Origin of the sequence: Aeromonas sp. FDAARGOS 1403, from assembly GCF_019047325.1 — a bacterium.
Lineage (GTDB): Bacteria > Pseudomonadota > Gammaproteobacteria > Enterobacterales > Aeromonadaceae > Aeromonas > Aeromonas dhakensis.
Genome location: NZ_CP077249.1, coordinates 1,598,929 through 1,616,061, shown reverse-complemented (window position 1 = coordinate 1,616,061; position 17,133 = coordinate 1,598,929). Strand labels below are relative to the sequence as shown.

Annotated in this window: 16 protein-coding genes; 5 read left to right on the top strand and 11 right to left on the bottom strand. The window is 60.4% G+C overall.

Annotated features, from left to right (window positions below; translation table 11 throughout):
• Positions 1-16: 16 nt before the first annotated feature.
• Complete coding sequence (locus I6L33_RS07770) at positions 17-868, top strand: glycine betaine ABC transporter substrate-binding protein (RefSeq protein WP_216974111.1); 852 nt, start codon at positions 17-19, stop codon at positions 866-868.
• A gap of 58 nt (positions 869-926) precedes the next feature.
• Here the strand turns inward: I6L33_RS07770 and I6L33_RS07765 are convergent, their stop codons facing one another.
• The 5 genes from I6L33_RS07765 to rlmB all read right to left on the bottom strand — a co-directional run bounded on the left by I6L33_RS07765 (position 927) and on the right by rlmB (position 4,792).
• Positions 927-1,763 carry a DMT family transporter gene (locus I6L33_RS07765; protein WP_216973842.1) on the bottom strand — a complete coding sequence of 279 codons (837 nt, stop codon included), beginning with the start codon at positions 1,761-1,763 and terminating at the stop codon, positions 927-929.
• Between the two features lie 116 nt (positions 1,764-1,879).
• Entirely contained in the window at positions 1,880-2,740 is an 861-nt protein-coding gene (locus I6L33_RS07760; RefSeq protein ID WP_213344047.1) for a DMT family transporter, read from the bottom strand.
• A gap of 218 nt (positions 2,741-2,958) precedes the next feature.
• Entirely contained in the window at positions 2,959-3,408 is a 450-nt protein-coding gene (locus I6L33_RS07755; protein ID WP_005308863.1) for a GNAT family N-acetyltransferase, read from the bottom strand.
• Positions 3,409-3,465: 57 nt separating this feature from the next.
• On the bottom strand, positions 3,466-4,032 hold the full coding sequence (locus I6L33_RS07750) for a Crp/Fnr family transcriptional regulator (RefSeq protein WP_216973841.1): 567 nt from the start codon (positions 4,030-4,032) through the stop codon (positions 3,466-3,468).
• 10 nt (positions 4,033-4,042) lie between these two features.
• Positions 4,043-4,792, bottom strand: a complete 750-nt coding sequence (gene rlmB / locus I6L33_RS07745; protein ID WP_216973840.1) for a 23S rRNA (guanosine(2251)-2'-O)-methyltransferase RlmB — start codon at positions 4,790-4,792, stop codon at positions 4,043-4,045.
• 932 nt (positions 4,793-5,724) lie between these two features.
• On the opposite strand from rlmB, the gene I6L33_RS07740 reads away from it, so the two are divergent.
• The 3 genes from I6L33_RS07740 to I6L33_RS07730 all read left to right on the top strand — a co-directional run bounded on the left by I6L33_RS07740 (position 5,725) and on the right by I6L33_RS07730 (position 7,959).
• On the top strand, positions 5,725-6,465 hold the full coding sequence (locus I6L33_RS07740) for a PhzF family phenazine biosynthesis protein (RefSeq protein WP_216973839.1): 741 nt from the start codon (positions 5,725-5,727) through the stop codon (positions 6,463-6,465).
• A gap of 73 nt (positions 6,466-6,538) precedes the next feature.
• Entirely contained in the window at positions 6,539-6,958 is a 420-nt protein-coding gene (locus I6L33_RS07735; RefSeq protein WP_216973838.1) for a GFA family protein, read from the top strand.
• Positions 6,959-7,092: 134 nt separating this feature from the next.
• Positions 7,093-7,959 carry a hypothetical protein gene (locus I6L33_RS07730; protein WP_005308857.1) on the top strand — a complete coding sequence of 289 codons (867 nt, stop codon included), beginning with the start codon at positions 7,093-7,095 and terminating at the stop codon, positions 7,957-7,959.
• Positions 7,960-8,180: 221 nt separating this feature from the next.
• On the opposite strand, the gene rnr is transcribed toward I6L33_RS07730, so the two are convergent.
• On the bottom strand, positions 8,181-10,574 hold the full coding sequence (rnr, locus tag I6L33_RS07725; RefSeq protein ID WP_216973837.1) for a ribonuclease R: 2,394 nt from the start codon (positions 10,572-10,574) through the stop codon (positions 8,181-8,183).
• Positions 10,575-10,708: 134 nt separating this feature from the next.
• Between rnr and I6L33_RS07720 the strand changes: the two genes are divergently transcribed.
• Positions 10,709-11,731 carry a GGDEF domain-containing protein gene (locus tag I6L33_RS07720; RefSeq protein WP_024942009.1) on the top strand — a complete coding sequence of 341 codons (1,023 nt, stop codon included), beginning with the start codon at positions 10,709-10,711 and terminating at the stop codon, positions 11,729-11,731.
• A gap of 61 nt (positions 11,732-11,792) precedes the next feature.
• On the opposite strand, the gene luxS is transcribed toward I6L33_RS07720, so the two are convergent.
• The 5 genes from luxS to I6L33_RS07695 all read right to left on the bottom strand — a co-directional run bounded on the left by luxS (position 11,793) and on the right by I6L33_RS07695 (position 17,127).
• On the bottom strand, positions 11,793-12,302 hold the full coding sequence (luxS, locus tag I6L33_RS07715; protein WP_005308851.1) for an S-ribosylhomocysteine lyase: 510 nt from the start codon (positions 12,300-12,302) through the stop codon (positions 11,793-11,795).
• An 18-nt stretch (positions 12,303-12,320) separates the two neighbouring features.
• Positions 12,321-12,914, bottom strand: coding sequence for a transglycosylase SLT domain-containing protein (locus I6L33_RS07710; RefSeq protein ID WP_272943021.1), 594 nt, complete (start codon positions 12,912-12,914; stop codon positions 12,321-12,323).
• A gap of 60 nt (positions 12,915-12,974) precedes the next feature.
• On the bottom strand, positions 12,975-13,313 hold the full coding sequence (glnB, locus tag I6L33_RS07705) for a nitrogen regulatory protein P-II (RefSeq protein ID WP_005308848.1): 339 nt from the start codon (positions 13,311-13,313) through the stop codon (positions 12,975-12,977).
• A gap of 9 nt (positions 13,314-13,322) precedes the next feature.
• Positions 13,323-14,945 carry an NAD+ synthase gene (locus I6L33_RS07700; protein WP_017787513.1) on the bottom strand — a complete coding sequence of 541 codons (1,623 nt, stop codon included), beginning with the start codon at positions 14,943-14,945 and terminating at the stop codon, positions 13,323-13,325.
• A gap of 73 nt (positions 14,946-15,018) precedes the next feature.
• Entirely contained in the window at positions 15,019-17,127 is a 2,109-nt protein-coding gene (locus I6L33_RS07695; protein WP_216973836.1) for a prepilin-type N-terminal cleavage/methylation domain-containing protein, read from the bottom strand.
• Positions 17,128-17,133: the final 6 nt, after the last annotated feature.

Sequence of the window (17,133 nt, the reverse complement as noted above, 5' to 3'; positions counted from 1 at the left end):
CAAAAGCGCGATTGCCATGGGCACCCTGGCAGTGGCGGGGCGGGCCTTGGCAAGCCCCCGCTCCCCCTCAGAGCAGGGCGCTGGCACCCAGCTCAGGCTCGGCATCACGGATCTCTCATTCCACCGCATGGCCGGGGCCCTGGTGACCGCCGTTCTGGAGCAGCGGGGCTACCGGGTCACCCGCAGCCACGCCCCCCATGAGGCCAATTTTGAACGACTCGCCAGCGGCGAGATCGATCTGCTGGCCTCCGCCTGGCTGCCTGCCAGCCACGGCATCTACAAAGCCGAGGTCGAGAAGCGGGTGGCCGTGCGTGAGCTGGGGCTGCACTACCAGCCCTATGCCCTGTGGGGCGTCCCGGAGTATGTTCCCGTCGATCAGGTGGCCGAGGTCGCCGACCTGCTGCGCCCCGAGGTGAGACGGCGCATGACCCCGCAGATCCAGGGGATCGGGCCGGGGGCTGGCATCAGCCGCTTCTCGCGGGAGATCATGCAGGTGTACGGGCTCGAGCAGGCGGGTTACCGCTTCCTGAACGGGACACAGGAGCAGTGTCTGGCCGCCTTTGAGCAAGCCGTGGCCGAGCAACGCTGGGTCATAGTGCCCCTGTGGCGCCCCCAGTTCCTGCACGCCATCCATCCCATCCGTGAGTTGAAAGAACCCGGAGGGCTGCTGGGCGGGGTCGACAGGGCCGTGCTGCTGATACGGGAGGATCGCCTGGACAGACTGGACGGCGCCACCCTCACAGCGCTGGACAAGCTGCGCTTTGGCAACGAGCTGATAGAGCGCCTCGACTATCGGGTCAGCCGGCTCGGCGAGCCCCTCGACCGGGTCGCCCGGGAAGCCATTGCCGCCTTGCAGCAACCAGCCTGATGTTGCCGCCGCCGGCATCCAGGTCGGGGGCGGCCGTCAACACCGAGGGGGCACGCCCCTAGCCGAGGCGGATCAGCAGGATCCCGCCCAGGATCACCAGGGCGGCCAGCAACCTGACCCGCCCCAGCGTCTCCCCCAGCCAACCCCAGGAGAGCAGCACCGCAAACAGCACGCTGCTCTCGCGCAGGGCCGCCACCAAGCCGATGGGCGCCCTGGTCATGGCCCAGATGACGATCCCGTAGGCCAACAGCGACAGGGCGCCCCCGATGGCGCCGCTGCGCCACGCCGCAGGCCCCAGCTCGCGCCAGGCGGTGCGACTCTGCCAGCGCATCAGCAGCGGCATCATCAGCGCGGTGAGGGCGAACAGCCAGAGGGTGTAACGTATCGGCTCGCCGGCCGAGCGGGCCCCCGCCCCATCGGACAGGGTGTACGAGGCGGTAAACAGCGCCGTGACAAGCACCGCCTGCAGCGCGGCCGGTGCCAGCCGCAGGCCGCCGCGCCACGCCATCAGCAGCACGCCGCTCACCAGCACCACGGCTCCTGTCACTGCCACCATCCCCGGCACTTCACCCAGCAGCAGGGCACCGAACAGCAGGGTCACCAGCGGGGCACTGCCCCGGGCCAGCGGGTAAATCTGGCCGAACTCACCCAGCCGGTAGGCCCGACCGAGAAACAGGCAGTAGCCACAGTGCAGCAGGATGGAGAGTGCCAGCCAGGGATATTCGGCCGCCACCGGCCAGCCCACCAAGGGGAGAAAGGGGGCGGCAAACAGACCAGAGCAGAGGGAGACCTGCAGGACGCTGACACGCCCCTCGGCCTGGCGCTTGGCCAGCGCATTCCAGAGCGCGTGCAGCAAGGCAGCCAGCAGGATGGCGGCAAAGATGGTTGGAGTCACGACAGGGTTCCGATAGCAACAGGCCGCCCAGCATACCCGGTTTGCCCGGCCATGACAGAGAGCGGCCTCATAAGATGCCTGTTTTTCTCATCCGGCAGCCTGCTGCCGGTCTGGCCTCAGCGCAACCGGCGCTGCCAGTGAATTGCCAGCAGGATGAAGCTCACCCCGACCCAGAGGTTCCACGCCGGGATCTCGCCAAACAGCCAGACCCCCAGCAGCACCACGAACATCAGGCCCGAGTACTCGGTCGCCGCGATGCGGTTGGCCTCCACCTGACGATAGGAATAGAAGCAGCTGGCGTGATAGAGCAGCTGCATGACGCCGCTGCCGCCGATCAGCACCAGCAGCCGCCAGTCCACCGGCTGCCACTGACCCACCGCCAGACCCGCGGTCAGCGGCATGGCCAGCAGGTTGGCCCAGAACAGGGTCGCCACCACCGAGATCCCTGCCGGCAACTTGCGTCCCGTGATGTTGAACAGCGCCAGGGTGAAAGCGGTCACCAGGGCGCCCAGCCCGGCCAGATGGAAATCCCCCGGCCGCAGCACGAACACAACCCCGAGCAGCCCCATGCCGCTCAGCAGCCAGACTCTGGGGTGGATCTTCTCCTTGAGCAGCCAGGCTGCCAGTGGCAACGTCAGCAGCGGGGAGACATAGAAGATGGCGTTGGCCGTGGCCAGCGGCAGCTGGGTCAGAGCCAGCATCATGCCACCGCCGCCGAGCAGGCAGAGGTGGCCGCGCAGCAGGTGCCACTTCCAGGCACCCAGCCCCCAGGCCGGGCGCGGCACCCGCAGCATGAAGGGCAGCAGCACCAGCAGGGTCAGCAGCTGGCGCAGGAACATGTATTGGAAGGGGCTGAAGCCGGGGCCGATCAGCTTGACCAGCACGTCGGAGAAGGCCTGGGCCAGATTGCCCAGCACCAGGGTGATGATGGCGAAGGTTTGCAGGTCCAGTGCGAACCGCTTGCGCAACAACTCCATCAGCGACAACCGCTCGTGTGACGAACGCAAATAAAATGGCTCAACGGCTCAATCGCTGAATCTTGTTCTGTATTAATGGGGTAAAAGACCATTTTTAAAACCTATCCATCAACTGTTGCCGATTAATCACTCAGAGGGTACCCACTAACATGGCGCCAGGCACCCGTTTTCTTTACTACCTCAAGACATAATAATTTCATTGTTATGCCTAAAAGGCATTAAGAGGAGCTCATGCCGATGTGGGGAATGTCATCTTCCAGATAGGGTTCCCCCACGGCGGTGAAGCCGTGACGGCCGTAGAAGCCCTGCAGGTGCGCCTGCGCCCCGAGATAGATGCTGACCCCGGGCCACAGCCGGGCACACTCCTGCAACGCCTGCTGCATCAGCCGGTGGCCCAGGCCATCGCCTCTCGCCTCGGGGGCGGTCACCACCCGGCCGATCACCACCTGCTCACTCTTGGCCACCCCGGGCGCCATCAGCCTGGCATAGGCCACCAGTGCCCCATCCTGCCAGCCGAGCAGGTGCAGTACGTCGGGGCGCTTGTCGACACCGTCCAGATCGAGAAAGACGCAGGTCTGCTCCACCACGAAGACCCGGGATCTCAGGGTGAGCAGTTCATAGAGTTCGTTGACGTCGAGTTGTTCGAAAGATTTGAGAGACCAGTTCATGGGGATTCCTTGCTCATGATGAGAAGGGCAGCATAGCCAGCCGCACGCAGGCCGGCATTAACCTTTGTTAAGATCCTTCAGCCGTTTGCGAATGCGGCTCAGGCTGATGGGGGTGATGCCGAGATAGGCGGCGATCTGGTGATCGGGCACCCTGGCCTCCAGCGAGGGAAAACTGCGCAAAAAGTGCTGATAGCGGGCCTGCGGGCTCTCGGTCAAGAGCAGCAGCTCCTTCTCCTCCTTGATGCGCAGCTGCACCGCCAGCAGATGCTGATACCAGGCGGGCCAGCAGGAGAGAGTGCGCAGGTCGGCCAGATTGAACAGCAAGAGCCGACAGGGCTCCAGCGCCTCCACGCTGTAGCGGGCCGGCTCGCCGCTGAGCAGGTGGTGAAAGTCGAGAAACTCGTCACCCTCCCAGTAAAACTCCTTGATGTACTCGCGGCCATCTGCCAGCACCACCTTGGCCCGCAACAGCCCCTGCTCCACCATCACCAGCAGATCGGGTCGATCGCCGGCATGCCAGAGGCAGGCACGGGGGCTCAGAGTCAGCGGCCGGGCAAAAGAGAGGAGGCGCGCGGCCTCCTGCTCATCCGTGACCCGATCCCGGCAAAACGGGGGTCTGTCCATTCAGCTTGCCTCAGGCACGACGCTGGCGCACGGCTTCAAACAGGCAGACGCCGGTCGCCACCGAGACGTTGAGGCTGGATACCGCCCCCGCCATCGGGATGCTCACCAGCTCGTCGCAGTGCTCGCGGGTCAGGCGGCGCATCCCCTTGCCTTCGGCACCCATTACCAGCGCCATCGGGCCGGTGAGTTTCGCCTGATAGAGGTCATGATCCGCCTCGCCAGCAGTGCCGACGATCCAGACATTGCGCTCCTGCAGCTCGCGCAGGGTGCGCGCCAGGTTGGTGACCTGAATGAGCGGCACCACTTCGGCGGCGCCACAGGCGACCTTGCGCACGATCGGGGTCAGGCCGGTGGCCTTGTCGCGCGGCACGATCACCGCATGCACCCCGGCCGCATCGGCGCTGCGCAGGCAGGCACCCAGGTTGTGCGGATCGGTCACTCCGTCCAGCACCAGCAGGAAGGGGGCGGTTTCTTGCTCGGCCAGCTTGTCCAGCAGGCTGGCCAGATCGTGCTCGGCCAGCTTGGGCGCCTCCTTCAGCCGGGCCATGATGCCCTGGTGATTGTTGCCCTCCGCTTTGTCGTCGAGCGTCTTGCGGTTCACGCTCTGCACCTTGAGGCCGAGCGCATCCAGCTCCGCCAGCAGGGGCTGCAGCCGGTCGTCATCGCGGCCCTTGAGGGCCCACACTTCGATGAAACGCTCCGGCTCGCGCTCAAGAAGGGCGGCCACGGCGTGGATGCCGTAAATCAGTTCACTGCTCATGTTCAAGATCCGTGGTGTCGGGTCGCACCCAGTGCGCCCCAAAGAAAAATGGCCCTACCGGCAGCCTGACCACCATGATGCTGGCGTCGGCACCGGTCGCTAAATGATGGCGCATCATACCAGAGACTCCGCTCCCTAGGGAGTTCAGCCAAACGCCTTCGCCTATGCCAAGCATCCCAATCCCTGCGGGATTGCCACTATGCGGGGTTTCGCCCGCCCTGCGGGCTGCGGCGAGTGACTTCTTGCTGGCCCAAGAAGGCCTTCCCACGCCAATTCGACCGCTGCGCGGTTTCCCTCGGGTCAAGCACAAGGTCGGACGGGCCGCCGCAGATGGGGCATCCATGCCACGCTGCGGCTGCGCCATCATCCTGAGGGCGATCCTGACCTTGCGCCCTCCCCTCGGCGGATCACAGGGGGAGCCAATACCCCGCCCCTCTGATGCACTTGCTGTTACCTGAAACTCACCGTATTGGCGCACTACGCCCCCCCATGCCAATTAATTTGTTGATCCTGCTCAGGAAATCATTACTCCCCTCTTTTCTCCCCGGCGGCACTCGCTACCATAGCCGTTTGGCAACCTTCTCGTCGGAGTTACCCATGAGCCAGACCAGCGAAACCACGCAGGTAAAAAGCAGCAGACTGGAGGCTGGAATTCAGGGGCGGTAGCCTTACCGCCACATGCCATAGCAAACACCGCCACGGTTTTTCCTCACAACGGTAATGCGCGAGAAAAATACGGAAGTCATGCGAACACATTCAGCTTCAGAGGCAAGATATTAATAAGTGGTTTTTTAATGATATTACTAATTATTGATATCAGAGCGAAGCAGGGCTAGATGGAGGGCGGCACCAATGTGTTAGTACCGTCTTTCATCTAATTTTAATTAAGTTTCAGTCAAGGATGGTGGATTATCAAAATTGATATTTATGATGTGTTTATCGGTGAATCGGCCTTTGGCAATCCTTGTGGTGTATTAGAGCTAAAAAACTGGTTTCCCGATAACGAGTTGCATCAAATCACCCGTGACATTGGGCTGCCAGTGACTTCCTTCATTACTAAAGTTGACGGACAATTTCATATTCGCTGGTTTGCATTGGATGGTGAAATTAATCTTTGCGGTCACGGTAGTTTGGGAGCTGGCGCTGCTATTATTTCCAAGTACTCACTGGATGAGGTGGTCTTCAGTAGCAGACACGGTGAAGTGGTTATTGCTAAAAGAAATAGCCTATATACACTTTTGCTGCCGAGTTGGGAGGGCCAGCCTTGTCCTGCTCCAGTAGAGATATCTGACTTAGCTGCCGATGCCATTGACGTTTTTTCTACTCGAGATTTAGTTTTGGTTTTACCCTCTGTAGAGAGGGTAATGAATTTCCAGCCAGACGATGAACGATTGAAGAAACTCAATGGCTATCATGCTCTAATCGTGACAGCCGCAAATGGAAAGAGTGGTTATGTTCTAAGATACTTCGCCCCTAAAATTGGCATATCTGAAGATTTGGCAACGGGCTCAGCACAATGCTCGCTTGCTCCTTATTGGTTTAAAAAACTTGGTTCAGATTCATTGAATGTGCATCAACTTTCAGTGTCTGGTGGTTATTTTGAAGTAGAGCGCACGACAGAGAGTTTAATCACGGTGTGTGCTCAAGCAAAGCTACGTGCTATTGCAATTTAACAAACGACTCAAGATGGGCTGTCAACGCACTATGTGTCCAGTCCCTAAGCCAAGCATTGGGGTTTACTGAAAAATGGCAGCTTTCAAAGCTATCGGGAACGTTCAAATCAGTCCGATCCACAGAGTAATTTGCCATTGTGGCGGGGTTGTTATTGAACTGAGCTTGCCGAACGGAGTCGAAAACCCGAGGCGTTGCAATTGTTCTATCTGCCGTCGTCGTGGTGCCATTTGCTCTTCTGTTCCTGTCGCCAGTCTGCGCATCCTTCAAGGTGAAGAGTTGCTTACCCTGTATCAATTCAATACACATACGGCCAAACACTATTTCTGCAAAGTCTGCGGCATATATACCCACCATCAGCGTCGCTCCGATCCAAGCGTTTTCGCCTACAACGTCGGCTGCCTTGAAGGTGTCAATCCATTTGCTCTTGGAGAAGTACCCACATCTGATGGTATTAACCATATCTCTGATCGAAAATATGGAAAAACACCCTGACACTGCAGTCTAGAGAGATAGCCATCATTTTGAGTGCCATGTAGGAGTCAACAACTCGACGATTGACCACCTGAAGCGGATAGGCACTATGTTGTCCCCCTAACTCCCGCTTCATCCCGTCACAGGATCACAAGATGCCTTACTTCTTCTCGGATACAGCCCGCAGTGAACGCCAATACGCGACAATGTTGTTACCACATTTGCTTATGGCAGATGATTTTGCTGGCTTAGGAGCCCTTTTTAAACAACTGGGTCTACCTTGGTGTGCATCGAAACGATTAAGCGACACTGAGGCTGTTGCCGAACTGAACCCGATTCGAGATGTGGTTAAACCAAACCAGCCTGGCTGGGCAGATGATATTGAATCAGCTCAAAAGGCAAGGGCTGTTGTGCCAGATCTCTTTTTTCGACACGGTGACACCGCACTAGTGATAGAGGCAAAATTCTTTACACATCCCTCTAGTAGCGCACTTGCCGAACAGTTGCAGGAACAAGAGATCGCAATTCGACGCGCCCTGCCGAATACTGTTTATGGGACGTGCCAATTCCATTACTTGGCACTGACCGTCCTTCCCTTGGATAACATTGGTGATTGGCCTTCAAACTATCGTCGAATGACATGGACCGATATGCTACACACCATAGAGCCAGTGGTAACCGAGCCACCGAGCACAGATAAACACTATGCCCTGTCCACCATACGGGCAGCCATTGAACGGAGCACCAGCGAAGCCAACACATCAGCAACCGAAACAGGCCGTGAACCAACCATTCAAGCGCTCGTAGCAAAAGCACCTACATTGCTGGAAGCGGGTTACCAGTATATTGGTTTCATCGGTGGTCTGAGTGCGCTCGCCAATACCGACCTAAAAATGTTAGAGACCCGAGATCACTACAAGTATTCAGATTGCCAGCCAAATAAGAATTGGATACCGCTGGTAGCGGTGGTCGCCAAATACTTAGAGCTAAAGGCCGCTGCCTATGCCAAAACCACCGCATAAAAAAACGTGGCGGAGGTGAGAAAACGCTACACAGGAAGAGTACATAAACAGTAGTGGCAGCCCCTCCCCCACTTCGATGACCATAAAAAATCCGAACCCCGGTAACAGGGTTCGGATTTTTTTCATCGCCAGGACTATCGGCGCTGGCGAAGATACCCGGGGGCCATCAGCCCCTTACGATCTCAGCCCGGGTCGCCAGACCCAAGCCATAGGCCGAGGGCTTACCCCTTGGCCTTATCGCGCGCTTTTTTGCTCGGTCGTCTGTTGCTGGGTTTGGCACGGCCGCCCTTGGCGGATTTGCCGTGGTCCTTGCCCTCTTTCTCTTTGCGTTTGTCGTGGCGCTCGGCGCTCTTGGCCTTCTCTTTCTTGATCTCGGCCTGCTTGCGCGCCATCTCTTTGGCGTTCTTGCCGGTTGCCTTGAGCGGCTCTTCCACCATCACGAAGTCGATCTTGCGATCGTCCAGGTTCACGCCCATCACCTTGACCCGCACCTTGTCACCCAGACGGTAGCGGCGGCGGAAGTTCTCGCCGATCAGCTGCTGATGCAACGGGTCGAACTGGTAGTAGTCGTTGGTGAGGGTGCTGACGTGCACCAGACCGTCGATGTGGATCTCGGCCAGACGCACGAAGAAGCCGAAACCGGTGACGCTGGCGATGACACCGTCGAACTCGTCACCCACGTGATCCAGCATGTACTCGCACTTGAGCCAGTCAGCCACGTCGCGGGTGGCGTCATCGGCGCGGCGCTCGGTCATGGAGCAGTGCTCGCCCATCGGATCCACTTCTTCCAGCTGGTAGTGGTAGCCACCGCTCGGAGTCCACTTGTGGCGCAGGTTGCCCTGCTGCTCCTTGGCGGTCTGATACTTGATCGCCCGGTGCAGGATGAGGTCGGGATAGCGACGGATCGGCGAGGTGAAGTGCGCGTAAGACTTCAAGGCCAGACCGAAGTGGCCGATGTTGTCGGCCTGATAGATGGCCTGACGCATGGAGCGCAGCAACATGGTGGAGAGCAGCTCCGCATCCGGGCGCCCTTCAAACTTGGCGGCCAGGTCGGCAAAGTCTTTCGGCTCAGGCTCGAGGCCCCCCTTGAGCTCCAGGCCCAGCTCGGCCAGGAAGTCACGGAAGCCGGTCAGACGCTCTTCGCCCGGGCGGTCGTGCACCCGGAACAGGGCTGCAGCCTCGTTCTTCTCGATGTAACGGGCGGCAGCCACGTTCGCCTGGATCATGCACTCTTCGATGATCTTGTGGGCGTCGTTGCGCACCAGCGGCACGATGCGGTCGATCTTGCGCTGGGCGTTGAAGATGAAGCGGGTCTCTTCGCTCTCGAACTCCACCGCACCGCGCTGATGGCGGGCATGCTTGAGCGCCTTGTAGAGGTTGTTGAGCTCCTCGATGTGGCCCACCAGCGGCTCGTATTGCTGGCGCAGCTTGGGATCGCCATCCAGGATCGCCGCCACCTTGGTGTAGGTCATGCGGGCGTGGGAGTTCATCACCGCTTCGTAGAACTTGTAGCCGGACATGCGGCCGGCGGCGGAGATGGTCATCTCGCACACCATGCAGAGCCGGTCAACCTGCGGGTTGAGCGAGCAGAGGCCGTTGGAGAGCACCTCCGGCAGCATGGGCACCACGAATTCGGGGAAGTAGACGGAGTTGCCGCGCTGGTAGGCCTCGGTGTCGAGGGCTGTGCCCGGTTTCACGTAAGCGGAGACGTCGGCAATGGCGACCCACAGGCGCCAGCCGCCGCCGCGCTTGGCTTCACAGAAGACGGCGTCGTCGAAGTCGCGGGCATCTTCCCCATCGATGGTGACCAGCGGCAGGGCACGCAGGTCGATGCGACCCTCTTTGGCCTTCTCCGGCACCTGTTCGCCTAGACCTGCGACCTCTTTGGTCACCTCCTCGGGCCAGGTGTGCGGGATGCCGTGGGTACGCAGGGCAATCTCGATCTCCATGCCGGGTGCCATGTTTTCACCCAGCACTTCCAGCACGGTGCCGACCGCGTTGAAGCGGGCAGTGGCGCGCTGGTTGATGCGCACGACCACCACCTGGCTCTGGCGAGCCCCCTTGTTCTCCCCTTCCGGGATGATGATATCCTGGCCGATACGGCTGTCGTCGGGTACCACGAAACCGACGCCGTTCTCGACGAAATAGCGACCGACGATGTCCGCCTCGCGGGCCTTGAGCAAACGCACCAGACGCGCCTCCTGGCGACCCTTGCGGTCGATCTCGGTGGGCTGCACCAGGGCGTAGTCGCCGTGCATCAGGCGCTGCATCTCGCGGTTGTTCAGGAACAGATCCGGGCCACCACCCTCGGGACGCAGGAAACCGAAGCCATCCTTGTGGCCGAGCACATAGCCTTTGACCAGATTCAGGCGATCCGGCAGGGCGTAACACTGGTTGCGGGTGAAGACCAGTTGACCGTCGCGCTCCATGGCGCGCAGACGACGACGCAAGGCTTCCAGCGGCTCTTCTTCGGTCAGCTTGAGGACCTTGGCCAACTCTTCACGGGACATGGGCTTTTCATGGCCCTTGATGAGGTCGAGGATCAGCTCGCGACTGGCGATCGGATTCTCGTATTTTTCGGCCTCGCGTTCGAGGAAAGGATCTTTTTGAGACATAAGCAGGCCTTAGGGTAGGTGGTAACGGCGACATTATATCGGAGGGGGGGGCGAATGGCATCCATCGACTGCCTTTTGGCCAATCTCTCTGTCATACTATGCACAGTTTGCAGTCATGATGAGACATGGAACTCATGAGCAAGGATTCGTTCGCCCAATCCGCCGCCTATCTCAAGCAGGCGGTTCCCCTGATGATCAAGTATCAAATCCCCACCACGCCGGATAATTACACCCTTTGGTATAACTATGTGGCGGCCAGCATGCCCGAGCTCAATCAGGCCATCGATCAGGCCATCAAGCTGCAGGGCACCTGCTCTCTCACCACCTGCGAACGCCTCTATCACCAGCACCTCGCCGCCCAGGATGAGCAGCAGATGGAGGCGATGAAGCTCAACCTGGCCGCCATGGCCAACGAGCTCGGCCACACCATGCAGGATGCCATCTCGGATACCGGCATGTTCCAGGAGATGCTCGACAAAAGTTTCGACCGGCTGAGCCTCATCGATGACGAGGGGCTGAGCCTGGAGGACACCATGGGGATCCTGCGAGATCTGGTGCGCGAGTCGCGGGACGTGCGCATGTCGACCATGCACTTTCGCAACCAGCTCAGCAGCGCCGAGAAGGAGATCAAGGAACTGCGCGAGGCGCTCAACGAGACCCGCAAGCTGGCCAACGAGGATGCCCTCACCAGCCTGCTCAACCGGCGCGCCTTCGATCTGGAGATAGACAGCCTGCTGCGCAGCAAGCAGCCCTTCTCGCTGATCCTCGCCGATATCGACCGCTTCAAGAGTTTCAACGACGAATATGGCCACCTGCTGGGAGATCAGGTGCTGCGCGCCTTCAGCAAGCGACTGCGGGAGACCTGCAAGGAGGGCGTCACCGCCTACCGCCTCGGCGGCGAGGAGTTTGCCCTGCTGCTTCCCATGCGCAACCTGGCGCTGAGCCGCCAGATGGCTGAGAGCCTGCGCCGGGCCATCGAGAAGATGTCGATCCTGGACCGCAAGTCGGGCCGGCGCATCGACCACATCACCGCCTCGTTTGGCGTTGGCGAATACAATGGTCAGGAGACGGGCGACAGCCTGGTCGAGCGCACCGACAAGCTGCTCTACAAGGCCAAGGAGCTGGGCCGCAACCGGGTGATGCCGCTGCCATCCTGAACTCGCCAAACGCAAAAAGGCCGGTCATTGACCGGCCTTTTTCATGTTTGCCATCCCGGGTTCAGAGGCTTTTCAGCTTCTCTTCCGGCAGGGCCAGTTCGTCATTGCGGTTGACGCCGATGCCGCGCTCCAGCACGTGGCGGGCGATGGCATGGGCCTCTTCCAGCGAGTGCATGCTGTAGGTACCGCACTGATATTCGTTCAGCTCGGGGATCTTGCCCTGTTCCTGCACGGTCAGCACGTCGCTCATGGCTGCCTGCCAGGCAGCGCCAACCCGGGCTTCGTCCGGTGCACCGATCAGGCTCATGTAGAAACCGGTGCGGCAACCCATGGGGGAGATGTCGATGATCTCAACCCCATCCCCATTGAGATGGTCACGCATAAAGCCGGCAAACAGGTGCTCGAGGGTGTGGATGCCGCGCTCGGAGAGGATCTCCTGGTTCGGCACGCAGAAACGCAGGTCGAACACGGTAATGGTGTCCTTGTTCGGGGTCTGCATGGTCTTAGCCACACGTACCGCCGGCGCGGCCATGCGGGTGTGGTCAACGGTAAAACTGTCCAATAACGGCATTTCTGACTCCTGATTTGGTTACCAGAACCAGCCCCCGCTGGAGAGCTGATCCTTGCATTGTCGATACTGGGCGCCGTAGCGCTGGGCGCGAGCCTCCACCTTGCGGGATGTCTTCATCAGCCATCCCTTGCTGCGGTAGCTGCCACGCCGATAGCCACCCCACCCTTCGTGATAGTTGAGATACTGGCCATACGCATCCCACTTGGAGGTGCCGTTCAGCCGCTGGGCCTTGTGAGTGTACCAGCCCATGAAGTCGATGGCGTCGGCAAAGTCATCGCGATCGCTCCAGCTGTTGCCGGTCTCCCGCTGATAGTCGGCCCAGGTTTCATCTTTGACCTGGGCATAGCCGTAGGCGGAGCTGGCCCGCCCGGTCGGGATGAAGAGGAAATACTGCATCGGCGGCTGGGCATCGTGCACGAAGGAGGACTCCTGATACATCATGGCCATCACCACCTGCACAGGCGTTCCCCACTTCTCGTTCATCTTGAGCGCCGCCTTGTGCCAGTCCGGCTTCTCACGAAAGATCTGGCACAGGTTTTCCGGCTGGGCCGGCGGCCGGGTACTGCAGGCGGTCAGACCGGCCAGCAGGCCGGCCACCGCAACGAGGCGCATCCAGGACATCAGCGGGCTCGAGTCTCCATTCGTTGGCTCATCACAAGGCTCAGCCATCCGTCAGATGGCGTCTTCGTTCTCTTCGCCGGTACGGATGCGGATGACCCGCTCCACCTCGCAGACGAAGATCTTGCCGTCACCAATCTTGCCGGTGCGGGCGGTGTTCTGGATCGCTTCCAGGCAGGCATCGAGATCCTCGTCCTGCACCACCAGCTCCACCTTCACCTTGGGCAGGAAGTCGACCATGTACTCGGCGCCGCGATATAGCTCGGTGTGGCCCTTCTGGCGGCCGAAGCCCTTGACCTCGGATACCGTCATGCCGTTGATGCCGATCTCGGCCAGGGCCTCGCGCACATCGTCCAGCTTGAACGGTTTGATGATGGCTTCAATCTTCTTCATGGTGACTCCTTACCAGTTTTGTTTGCCAAACCCGGACGTGATGGGGTAACGGCGATCCTTACCAAAGTTGCGGGCCGTGATGCGGGGCCCGACCGCAGCCTGACGGCGCTTGTATTCGTTGAGATCCACGAGGCGGATCACCTTGCGCACCACCGCCTCCTCGAAGCCTTCCGCCACCATGTCAGCCACGGAGGCATCTTCTTCCACATAGCGCTTGAGGATGGCATCCAGGATGTCATAGGGGGGCAGGCTGTCCTGATCCACCTGGTCCGGTGCCAATTCTGCCGAAGGAGGACGGTCGATGACCCGCTGCGGGATCACATAATCGACGGAATTGCGGTATTCGCACAGCTTGAAGACCAGCGTCTTGGGAACGTCCTTGAGCACGTCGAAACCGCCGGCCATGTCGCCGTACAGGGTGGCATAGCCCACCGCCATCTCGCTCTTGTTGCCGGTGGTCAGCACGATGCGACGACGCTTGTTGGAGAGCGCCATCAACAACACACCACGGCAGCGAGCCTGCAGGTTCTCTTCGGTGGTGTCGCGGGCGGTCCCTTCAAACAGCGGCGCCAGCTGGGCCATAAAGCCTTCGAACATTGGCTCGATGGAAATGATGTTGAACTCCACCCCCATCCGTTCGGCCTGCTCCTTGGCATCTTCCACGCTCATCTGGGCGGTGTAGCGGAATGGCATCATCACCGCCTGCACCTTGTCGGCGCCGATGGCATCGGCCGCGATGGCCAAGGTCAGCGCCGAGTCGATGCCGCCGGAGAGGCCCAGCACGGCGCCGTGGAAGCCGTTCTTGGTGACGTAGTCGCGCACCGCCAGTACCAGTGCCTGATAGGTCTCGGCCAAGGGTTCCAGTGGTGCGGCGGGTTCCCGCTCCTTCACCGGCTGACCATCGGCAAAGTGCACCAGCGCCAGCTCTTCGGCAAAGGGGGCCAGCTTGTGGGTCAGCTCGCCCTGGCTGTTGAACACCTTGGAGCAGCCGTCGAAGATCAGCTCGTCCTGACCGCATACCTGGTTGAGGTAGACCAGCGGCAGACCGGTCTGATCGCAGCGCTCGGCCATCAGCTCACGGCGGATCCAGGGTTTTTCCTGATCGTAGGGCGAGGCATTGATAGTGAGCAGCAGCTCGGCTCCGGCGGCCTTGGCGGCCAGCGCCGGCCCCGGCTGCCAGAGATCTTCGCAGATGAGCAAGCCCAGCTGATGACCACGGAAGGGGACCACGCAGGTCTCGGTTGCCGCGGTGAAGTAGCGCTTCTCGTCGAAGACCCCGTAGTTGGGCAGATCCTGCTTGAAGTAGCGTGCGACCAGCTGCCCCTGCTCATAGAGGGAGGCGGCGTTGTAGAGCGCCTCCCCTTCACGCCAGGGGTGACCCACCAGAATGGCGCAAGCCCCCTGCCATGCCGCGATGCGGGTCAGCGCGGCCTCCACCCGGATCATCAGATCGGCGCGCAGCAGCAGATCTTCCGGCGGGTAGCCGGTCAGGGCCAGTTCGGAGCAGACCAGCAGATCGGCGCCTTGCCGATCGGCTTCGGCGGCTGCCGCCAGCACCTTGTCACAGTTATCTTCGATGGCGCCTACCGTCAGATTCAACTGGGCAAGCATCAGAGAGAGGGCTTTTGCCATGGCGATGCATCTTGAATTCGAAAATGATGGGGAATGATAAAGAAAAGGCGCTGGCTGTGCCAGCGCCCAAGACTCAGGGGGTACAAGTCAGGCTGCTCGCGTTGGTCACGCCGTTGTCCACCAGCAGGCCACAGGGCCCGGTGATCACCTGACCGCTGGCGGGCGGTGTCATGGCGATGCTCAACGACGCCGGCTTCAGCAGATAGGTGGTGTTGCCCTGGGCACTGTAGGAGAAACTCACCACCAGGCTGCTGTTTTGCGCCGCCGTGCAGACATAGGTGGCCGGCTGGTTGTTGGCCTGGGGCTTGTCGATGCGGCATGTGGCCCCCGTGGTGGTGGTGGTCACGCTCAACCCGTTGAAGGTGTTCTTGTTGCATGAAACAGGATCCGTATTGTTACCGTTACCTTTTTCCAGACATTCGATCCGTCCCGATACAGTGATGGTCGGCACCGTCTGGGAACTGGTATCGATCGCCACCGGCATGCTGGCGCTCTTGGCTTCACTCTGATCCACTGGCGAGATGAGCGAGGCGGTGATCCCCGAGTTGCCTTGATAGGCGGTCACCTTGATCGACGCGCTCTGCAACACGTTGGAGGCATCCTTGGTGCTCTTCTTGGCCGACAGGTAGCCGCGACTGTAGCTGCCGAAGTAGTAGTTGTTGAGATCGACCACCGTCTTGACCGTCTCGTTGGTCACCCCTACATAGTCGGAGACACTGCCGGTCAGCTGGCCACTCAAGGGCACCAGACTCCACTCGGCCAGCATGGTCAGGTTGATATCCTGGAATGGCACTCTGGCCAGCAGATCCTGCGAGGTCAGGTCGAGTGCGGCCAGATAGGTGGGCGAGAGCACATCCACATAAATGCCGCGCGCGATCAGCTGGGCCGTGCCCGTGCTCATGGTGACCTTGGTCGTGGTGTCTCCCCCCGCCGCCGCGTTGGCAGGCAACCAGTCGGCAAACTCGGTGATGGTCGGTGGCGTGGCGGTGGGGTTCGCTGTCCAGTTGAGGGTGTTCTTCTGCCAGGTGATGTAGGTGGTGACCACGTACTTGATGTAATTCTGGTAGCTGGTCTGATTGGCCGTCTTGGCGAGGAAGTCGGCGCTGGCCACCACCACCTTGATCAGGTTCCACTCGGGCAGAGGGCGATAATAGCCATCGAGCCGGACGAAGCGGCAGGCATCCACATAGTCGCCACTGTTGACCGAGGTGAGCGAGCTGTTATAGCGCTGCCTGTTGGTGTGCAGCGGGGAGTAGAACTGATCAAAGCTGCTGCCACTGCCATCGAAGTGGTTCTTGCAGCAACTGGTGCAGAGGGTGGGTTGATCCTTGACGCTGCTGTTGAGGATGCCGGTCTGCTTGGTGACCTGGGAGCCCACGCTCCAGTAGAGAAGATTGCTGTCGGTCAGGATCGCCTGGCCCGGCAGGTAGGCATTGACGCTCGAGCCGTAACTGCAAGAGCAGGAGACCGAGGCCAGATCCTGCAGCACCTGCTGGGTGTTGCCGCCGTTGTCGGGCTTGTAGGTGACCGTCTCGAACTGCACCAGCTTGCCGACGGTGCCATCCTTGGAGGTCACCGTCGGCAGCGGTTTGCTGGTCTCCTGCTTGCGCCCTTCCTGATCGATTTGGATGGAGATGACGTCCGGCGCCACCCCCGGGGTATAGACCACCTGGGGTGGCTCGCGACTGGTATCGAGCCCGCCATTCAACTGGTTCTGGGCCAGTGACTCTGCCGGCGACACTGCACCGGCCAATAACAACGAGACTGGATTCCCGTCATTGTCGCTCCAGCTGACGGTTACGTTGACGACCTTGCGACCCGGGTAGGACTGCAGGTATCCCGCCGGGGCCGTGGTCTGCCAGGCCGTACCATTCCAGTACTGGTTGTTGACGGTCCAGCTCAGGGTATAGGTCCCGCCGCCGTCGGCGGGGGTGACCGTACTGGTGCCCGCCGCAATGCTGTTATAGGCCGTGAGAGGAGAGACGGCACTCACTACGCCGTTGAAGGTACGAAAATCATCGAGTTTCGACTCGGCCAGCCGCATCGCCACCTCATAGCGCCGACCGTCCTGGGAGGCCCCGAGGATCCCGCGCGACATGGCCACCAACCCGGCCACCCCCACCCCGAGCAGAACCAGGGTGATCAAGATCTCCAACAGCCCGAATCCCTTGTGCGGTTTCATGTTCGC